Source organism: Nitrosomonas communis (genome assembly GCF_900114745.1).
Classification (GTDB): Bacteria; Pseudomonadota; Gammaproteobacteria; order Burkholderiales; family Nitrosomonadaceae; genus Nitrosomonas; species Nitrosomonas communis_A.
The window spans coordinates 1-6,815 of record NZ_FOUB01000111.1 but is presented as its reverse complement, the minus strand read 5'-3'; the positions used below and the strand labels follow the sequence as shown (position 1 = coordinate 6,815).

The following is a 6,815-nucleotide window of genomic DNA, read 5'->3' as shown; positions in this document are numbered from 1 at the left end:
GGCGAGAAGGTGACTATCAAGCAATCACATGGAGGATCCGGCAAACAAGCACGCTCTGTCATTGATGGGTTGGATGCTGATGTGGTCACGCTCGCACTGGCAGCAGATATTGATGCCATCGCAACGCATGGCAAGCTCCTCCCGGACAATTGGCAAACACGTTTGACCCATAACAGTTCACCTTATACCTCAACCATTATTTTTCTGGTACGCAAAGGCAACCCGAAAGGCATCAAGGACTGGAATGATCTCGCGAGACCAGGCATCGCGGTGATCACCCCTAACCCCAAAACATCCGGGGGCGCGCGCTGGAATTATCTGGCGGCGTGGGAATTCGGCAAACAGTATTTTGGTGAAGCCAAAGCGAAAGAATTTGTCTCGGATATCTTTAAAAATGTACCCGTACTGGATTCCGGCGCACGAGGTTCAGCCACGACCTTCATCGAACGTGGGATCGGCGATGTGCTCATTTCCTGGGAAAACGAGGCGTTCCTGGCACTCAAGGAATATGGCCAGGATAAATTTGAGATCATTGTACCTTCGCTCAGTATCCTTGCCGAGCCTACTGTTGCCCTAGTCGACAAGGTGGTCGACAAGAAAGGCACACGCAAGGTCGCTGAAGCTTATCTCCAGTATCTTTATTCGGATGAAGGCCAGGAGATTGCTGCCAAACATTTCTACCGACCAATCAATGAAAAGATTGCGGCAAAGTATGCCAAGCAGTTTCCGGCTATCAAGCTGTTCAAAATCGATGACGCATTCGGGAATTGGAAAAATGCACAAAAAACCCACTTTGATGACGGTGGCACGTTTGATCAAATCTATCTGAAATAACTAAACAGGGGGTTGGGCAACCCACTCCCCAGCATAAACATCATTGAAGGAAAAAAACATGAGTGTGTTAATTGTTGGCGGTGATCAGGTTGAGTCGCTGAAACGTCAAGTGGTTGCACAAGGGTATACTGAAGTCGAACATTGGCATGGGCGTAAGAAAGGTTTTGTAAAACGCACGTTTTCTAATCATACCCGCTTGATTGTCATGGTGTGCGATTACGTCAATCATAGTCTGGCCATTTCACTGAAAAACTAGGCCAGCCGTAAAGGCATCCCCCTCATTTATTGCCGCCATTCCACTCATGAACTCAGACATAAATTATTGCCCCAGGGAAAAACTGATGAGGACTGTTGCGCTGGCTACAGTTTCTGACCGCTGAGCTTTCCGTGGCAGGAAAGTGATCTCGACGCGGTGAGGGTTTGAAGCCATCAAATTAATCGTTCCTAATCAATCAAACTCTGCTGACTATGCAGAAATAGAAACTGGAATGGCTACCACCACGCCCAATAATGAGACCACCTCTGCCACGCAGATCAATACATCATTTAACAGGAGTTTTTTCCATGTCTATTTCTAAGATTGGTATTTTTGTTAACGAAGAGGTTTTATCACGTAAACTAGAACGTATTCTGGGCGCTACTGATTACCCGGTGCAACGCTCCGAAGAAGGTTGGGTCACAGGATCTTTCTATAATTGCCAGTTGTCCAGTGTTTTTCAGCCTATCTTTGGCACTATCGAGAACCAGACTATCGGCCATATAGCCTATACCCGTTCTGAATCAAATGGGCAATTCTCCACTGCTCCATGGCATATTTTTGCTCTTACACCAGAAGACAGCCAAATAGCTAAACTGGATCGTTTATGCCGTACGATCCACGCCCTGAATTATTTTAATCATACGTCCTATCAGAAAGGTAAATTATTTGTCAGTGTGCAGCCGCGATTATTGGAGAGTGTCAAAGACGATCATGGCCAGGCATTTGAGCATGTATTGAACCTGATTGAAGTTCCCACCTCACGCGTGGTGATCGAACTGCCGAGTGAAATCAATCGCGATTGGAAATTTCTCAGAAAAATTATACAGAACTACCGCTCCCGTGGCTATCAGATTGCAACTCATTTTAATAGCGGCAGTAACGATTGGATGTTAGAACTGATGGTGGAGCTCGGTGGTTTATATCCAGATATCTTGCGTATTCCGATAGGTGATCTGTTACGGTACAACGCAGTAGCGCCCTGCATAGAAACCATTCATCGCTTTGGTGCAATCGTTCTGGCATACGATATAGAAACCTCCGATCAAGCCACTGAGGCTGTCAAGGCTGGGGTAGATTATCTGCAGGGAAATTTTCTCAGCAAACCAGCACGGGCTATCCATATGATTTCACCGCAGCTCATCAAAGAAAGTAAAGAATGGAGATCGCTTTGATATTCAATTTCATTAGCCAGTTGTAGCCATTTAAACCGTATCTCTTGTGACATAGCGGTAATTTAAGGGACAAGCAAGCTGCGTGATTTGATGAGTTATTTGAATTAACTTAAAAGTGGCTCTTTTAGGTTGAATTATTTTCATAACTTGACCTGCTAGCTATTGTTATTAAGTTATATATACGAAAAAGTGATAAACAAATGAAATAATATTATTTCTACGCATAAACAATGACTGGTAGAGTGTCTAACTATCTAATAAATGAATCACTTCAGCATAGTGACTAACAGCATGACACTACAAAATAGTTATTTGATTTTCCAGAATATCAAGCAGGAAATCTTACGGGTCATTTCTAGTATTCAATTCGTCTCAGCTGAGATCGTGACCTATGATCATCAGGTCGTGCAGGTGAAATGTCGAGAAAGAAATTCTCTTACATCCCCTTGATTTTATTCTTAAAATACAATAAAGAATTAAATTGGAAAAATGCACAAAAGACCCACTTTGATGACGGTGGCACGTTTGATCAAATCTATCTGAAATAACTAAACAGGGGGTTGGGCAACCCACTCCCCAGCATAAACATCATTGAAGGAAAAAAACATGAGTGTGTTAATTGTTGGCGGTGATCAGGTTGAGTCGCTGAAACGTCAAGTGGTTGCACAAGGGTATACTGAAGTCGAACATTGGCATGGGCGTAAGAAAGGTTTTGTAAAACGCACGTTTTCTAATCATACCCGCTTGATTGTCATGGTGTGCGATTACGTCAATCATAGTCTGACCATTTCACTGAAAAACCAGGCCAGCCGTAAAGGCCTACCCCTCATTTATTGCCGCCATTCCACTCATGAACTCAGACATAAATTATTGCACCAGGAAAAAACTGATGAGGACTGTTGTGCTTGTTATAGTTTTTGAGCAGTGAGCTTTCAGTGGCAGGAAAGTGATCTCGACGCGGTGAATGATTTGAAGCCATCAAATTAATCGTTCCTAATCAATCCAACTCTGCTGATTATGCAGAAATAGAAACTGGAATGGCTACCACCACGCCCAATAATGAGACCACCTCTGCCACGCAGATCAATACATCCTTTAACAGGAGTTTTTCCATGAACACCTTCACTCCCGCAGCTTTTGTAATTAAAGATGAATTTGAGTTAATCCAGTCGGCTACAGACTACGCTCTAGAACGTGCCCAGGATGGCTGGATAAGTGGACAATTTTATCGTTGCAGGTTAACCAGCGCTTTCCAACCCATTATCGATATGGCTCAAAACAAGACGATAGGGCACACTGCTCATATCCGCTTAGAGTCGGATGGAGAAATATCGCTCTCGCCGTGGCAGGTTTTTGCTCAAGCAACCAGTAATGAGCAATTGGTCCATTTGGACCGCTTATGCCGGGCAGTGCACGCACTCAATTATTTCCATAATAAAGCTACCAGGTCAGATCAAAAATTATTGGTAGGCGTACACTCGCTTCTTCTGGAAACGGTTAAGGTCGATCATGGGCGTGCATTTGAAGATTTTCTTAATTTGATCGGGGTGAAAACCTCCCAAGTGACGATTGAAATCCCTCCCACTATCAATCATAACTGGGAGTTACTGCAGAAAGTGATTAATAACTACCACTTACGCGGCTACCACATTGCCGTGACTTATTCCAGTGCTTCAAGTAGTGCCTGGATGTCAGAGCTAAGTCGCTTATATCCGGAGATGATACGGATCAAAGCCTCTTATCTGCCGAATGACCGTGTAATTGATGCTCTCATCAGAGCTGTTCACCATTTCGGGGCCAAGGTTCTGGTATGGGATATTGCAACATCCGATCAATTAGCCTCTGCTAAACGTCTTGGTGCTGACTATTTGCAAGGTCATTTTCTCAGCGAGCCAGCGCGCGCTGTTCGCACCGTTTCACCTCAACTGATCCAAGAAAGCCTGGATCCGAATTTGGCACAAACACTGGAAGAGGCAAGGAAATTTGAATCTAAGAAGGAGTATAAGTGAGTACATTCAAACGGCATAGCGTGTTGCCAGGGTTTAACCTGGCGCTGGGTTTTACCCTACTTTATCTCAGTCTGGTCGTGCTCATTCCGCTTTCGGCGGCGTTTATTCGAACTGCCGAACTGACCTGGCCGGAATTCTGGGCGACCGTGACGACACCCCGCGTGCTCGCCTCGTACCGGCTGACCTTTGGCGCTTCGTTTGCCGCCGCACTTACCAACGCGGTATTCGGGCTGCTGGTAGCCTGGGTGTTGGTTCGTTATCATTTTCCTGGTAAACGAGTGGTTGATGCGCTGATCGATCTGCCGTTTGCTCTGCCAACTGCGGTAGCGGGAATTGCCCTGACAGCCCTTTATGCTGGCAACGGTTGGATCGGTCAGCTGCTTGAGCCGCTTGGGATCAAAATTGCCTTTACCCCGCTTGGTGTCTACGTGGCACTGACTTTTATTGGTTTGCCGTTCGTAGTGCGCACCGTACAGCCTGTCCTGGAAGATATCGAAACCGAACTGGAAGAAGCCGCTGCCATGCTGGGTGCGAATCGGCTGCAGACTTTCTTGCGCATCATTTTCCCGACTATTTTTCCAGCACTGATGACAGGTTTCGCTTTGGCCTTTGCGCGCGCTATTGGAGAGTATGGGTCCGTCATATTCATCGCGGGCAATATGCCGATGATTTCGGAGATCACCCCGTTATTGATCATTACCAAGCTGGAGCAGTATGACTACACTGGCGCCACCGCCATTGCGGTCGTCATGTTGGTGATCTCTTTCATTCTGCTTCTCATTATCAACCTGTTGCAATGGTGGAGTCGCCGCCGCAACGCATTAGCATGAGAATTCTCCCATGACCACGATCACCATCACTTACCCCAGTAAAGTACCACGAACGGCCCTTACCCAGGAACCAGTATGGGTACGCTGGGCGTTAATTACAATAGCACTTACCTTCCTGACACTCTTCCTTTTTGTACCCTTGCTTTTGGTATTCTACGAAGCGCTCAAAAAAGGAGTCGAGGTCTATTTTGCTGCGATTACGGACCCGGATGCCCTTGCCGCCATCAAACTGACGTTGATTGCCACTGCCATTGCGGTGCCACTTAATCTGGTATTTGGTATCGCGGCAGCCTGGGCGATCGCCAAATTTGAATTCCGTGGCAAGAACATCCTGATCACGCTGATTGATCTGCCCTTTTCCGTTTCGCCCGTGATTGCCGGTCTCATCTATGTTCTGGTTTTCGGTTTACAGGGCTGGTTAGGGCCATGGCTAGCCGAGCACGATCTCAAAATTATCTTTGCAGTACCTGGCATCGTCTTGGCAACGATTTTTGTGACCGTCCCATTTATTGCACGTGAATTGATCCCCCTCATGCAGGCACAGGGAACCGAAGAGGAAGAAGCCGCTGTAGCATTGGGCGCAAATGGCTGGCAGACCTTCTGGCGCATTACCCTCCCCAACATCAAGTGGGGTTTGTTATATGGCATTATTTTATGCAATGCGCGCGCCATGGGTGAATTCGGTGCCGTTTCAGTGGTATCGGGCCATATCCGCGGCAGTACCAATACCTTGCCGCTGCACGTTGAGATTCTCTATAACGAATACAACTATGCAGCAGCCTTTGCAGTCGCATCCCTGCTGGCATTGCTGGCACTCATCACACTCGTCTTCAAAACTTTCTTAGAGGCAAAAGTAGCTCATCAAAAAGGAGAATTCATTCATGAGCATTGAAATACGTCATCTCTCCAAGCAATTCGGATCATTTGCTGCATTGCGCGACGTTAATCTGGAAATCCATTCAGGCGAACTGCTTGCTTTGCTGGGTCCTTCAGGATCTGGCAAAACCACTTTACTGCGCGTCATTGCCGGGCTGGAAACAGCCGATTCAGGTCAAGTGCTGTTTAATAATGAAGACGCCACCAGTCAACCTATCCGAGAACGGCAGGTGGGCTTTGTTTTTCAGCATTACGCGCTGTTCCGTAACATGACGATTTCTGAGAATGTCGCGTTTGGATTGCGTGTTCGCCCCAGACAGAATCGTTTGAAAGATCAGGAAATCCGTGACCGCGTTACCGATCTGCTGAAACTGGTGCAACTCGACTGGCTGGCAGATCGTTATCCCCACCAGCTCTCCGGCGGGCAACGTCAACGCATTGCTTTGGCACGCGCTTTGGCGGTAGAACCCAAAGTATTGCTGCTGGATGAACCCTTCGGCGCGCTGGATGCCAAAGTGCGCAAGGAATTACGTGCCTGGTTGAGAAGACTGCATGATGACATGCATATCACGAGTATTTTTGTTACCCATGATCAGGAAGAAGCACTGGAAGTATCCGATCGTGTTGTAGTGATGAACGAAGGACGCATTGAGCAGATCGGTACACCCGACGAAGTTTATGAACGCCCAGCCAATCCATTTGTGTATGAATTTCTGGGGCATGTCAACCTGTTCCATGGTCGGGTACATCAAGGCCGTGCCTGGATTGGTGATGTTGAAATTGATGCCCCTGAGCACGCCGAAGCCGAAAATCTTGCCGCGATTGCCTACGTACG

At 46.9% G+C, this 6,815-nt stretch carries 8 protein-coding genes; all 8 read left to right on the top strand.

Going from position 1 to position 6,815, the window contains the following annotated elements; genetic code table 11:
* On the top strand, positions 1–834 hold an 834-nt coding region (locus BM122_RS19840; RefSeq protein ID WP_074907256.1), incomplete at its 5' end, for a sulfate ABC transporter substrate-binding protein.
* Between the two features lie 58 nt (positions 835–892).
* On the top strand, positions 893–1,090 hold the full coding sequence (locus tag BM122_RS22875; protein WP_143083564.1) for a DUF2325 domain-containing protein: 198 nt from the start codon (positions 893–895) through the stop codon (positions 1,088–1,090).
* Positions 1,091–1,398: 308 nt separating this feature from the next.
* Positions 1,399–2,265: an EAL domain-containing protein gene (locus tag BM122_RS19830; RefSeq protein ID WP_074907254.1), complete on the top strand. Its 867-nt coding sequence runs from the start codon at positions 1,399–1,401 to the stop codon at positions 2,263–2,265.
* Positions 2,266–2,871: 606 nt separating this feature from the next.
* Positions 2,872–3,186, top strand: a complete 315-nt coding sequence (locus BM122_RS19825) for a DUF2325 domain-containing protein (RefSeq protein ID WP_074907252.1) — start codon at positions 2,872–2,874, stop codon at positions 3,184–3,186.
* A 191-nt stretch (positions 3,187–3,377) separates the two neighbouring features.
* The gene (locus tag BM122_RS19820) at positions 3,378–4,274 is read left to right on the top strand and encodes an EAL domain-containing protein (RefSeq protein ID WP_074907250.1); all 897 of its coding nucleotides are present in this window, start codon (positions 3,378–3,380) and stop codon (positions 4,272–4,274) included.
* Complete coding sequence (cysT, locus tag BM122_RS19815) at positions 4,271–5,104, top strand: sulfate ABC transporter permease subunit CysT (protein ID WP_074907248.1); 834 nt, start codon at positions 4,271–4,273, stop codon at positions 5,102–5,104. The genes BM122_RS19820 and cysT overlap by 4 nt, the downstream gene beginning before the upstream one ends.
* Positions 5,105–5,114: 10 nt before the next feature.
* On the top strand, positions 5,115–5,996 hold the full coding sequence (gene cysW, locus BM122_RS19810) for a sulfate ABC transporter permease subunit CysW (protein WP_074907246.1): 882 nt from the start codon (positions 5,115–5,117) through the stop codon (positions 5,994–5,996).
* On the top strand, positions 5,986–6,815 hold an 830-nt coding region (locus BM122_RS19805; protein ID WP_074907244.1), incomplete at its 3' end, for a sulfate/molybdate ABC transporter ATP-binding protein. The genes cysW and BM122_RS19805, both read left to right, overlap by 11 nt.

Excerpts from the sequence above, each read along its gene's own strand:
- BM122_RS22875 (WP_143083564.1), top strand. The coding sequence starts at position 893 with ATGAGTGTGTTAATTGTTGGCGGTGATCAGGTTGAGTCGCTGAAACGT.
- BM122_RS19830 (WP_074907254.1), top strand. The coding sequence starts at position 1,399 with ATGTCTATTTCTAAGATTGGTATTTTTGTTAACGAAGAGGTTTTATCA.
- BM122_RS19825 (WP_074907252.1), top strand. The coding sequence starts at position 2,872 with ATGAGTGTGTTAATTGTTGGCGGTGATCAGGTTGAGTCGCTGAAACGT.
- BM122_RS19820 (WP_074907250.1), top strand. The coding sequence starts at position 3,378 with ATGAACACCTTCACTCCCGCAGCTTTTGTAATTAAAGATGAATTTGAG.
- cysW (WP_074907246.1), top strand. The coding sequence starts at position 5,115 with ATGACCACGATCACCATCACTTACCCCAGTAAAGTACCACGAACGGCC.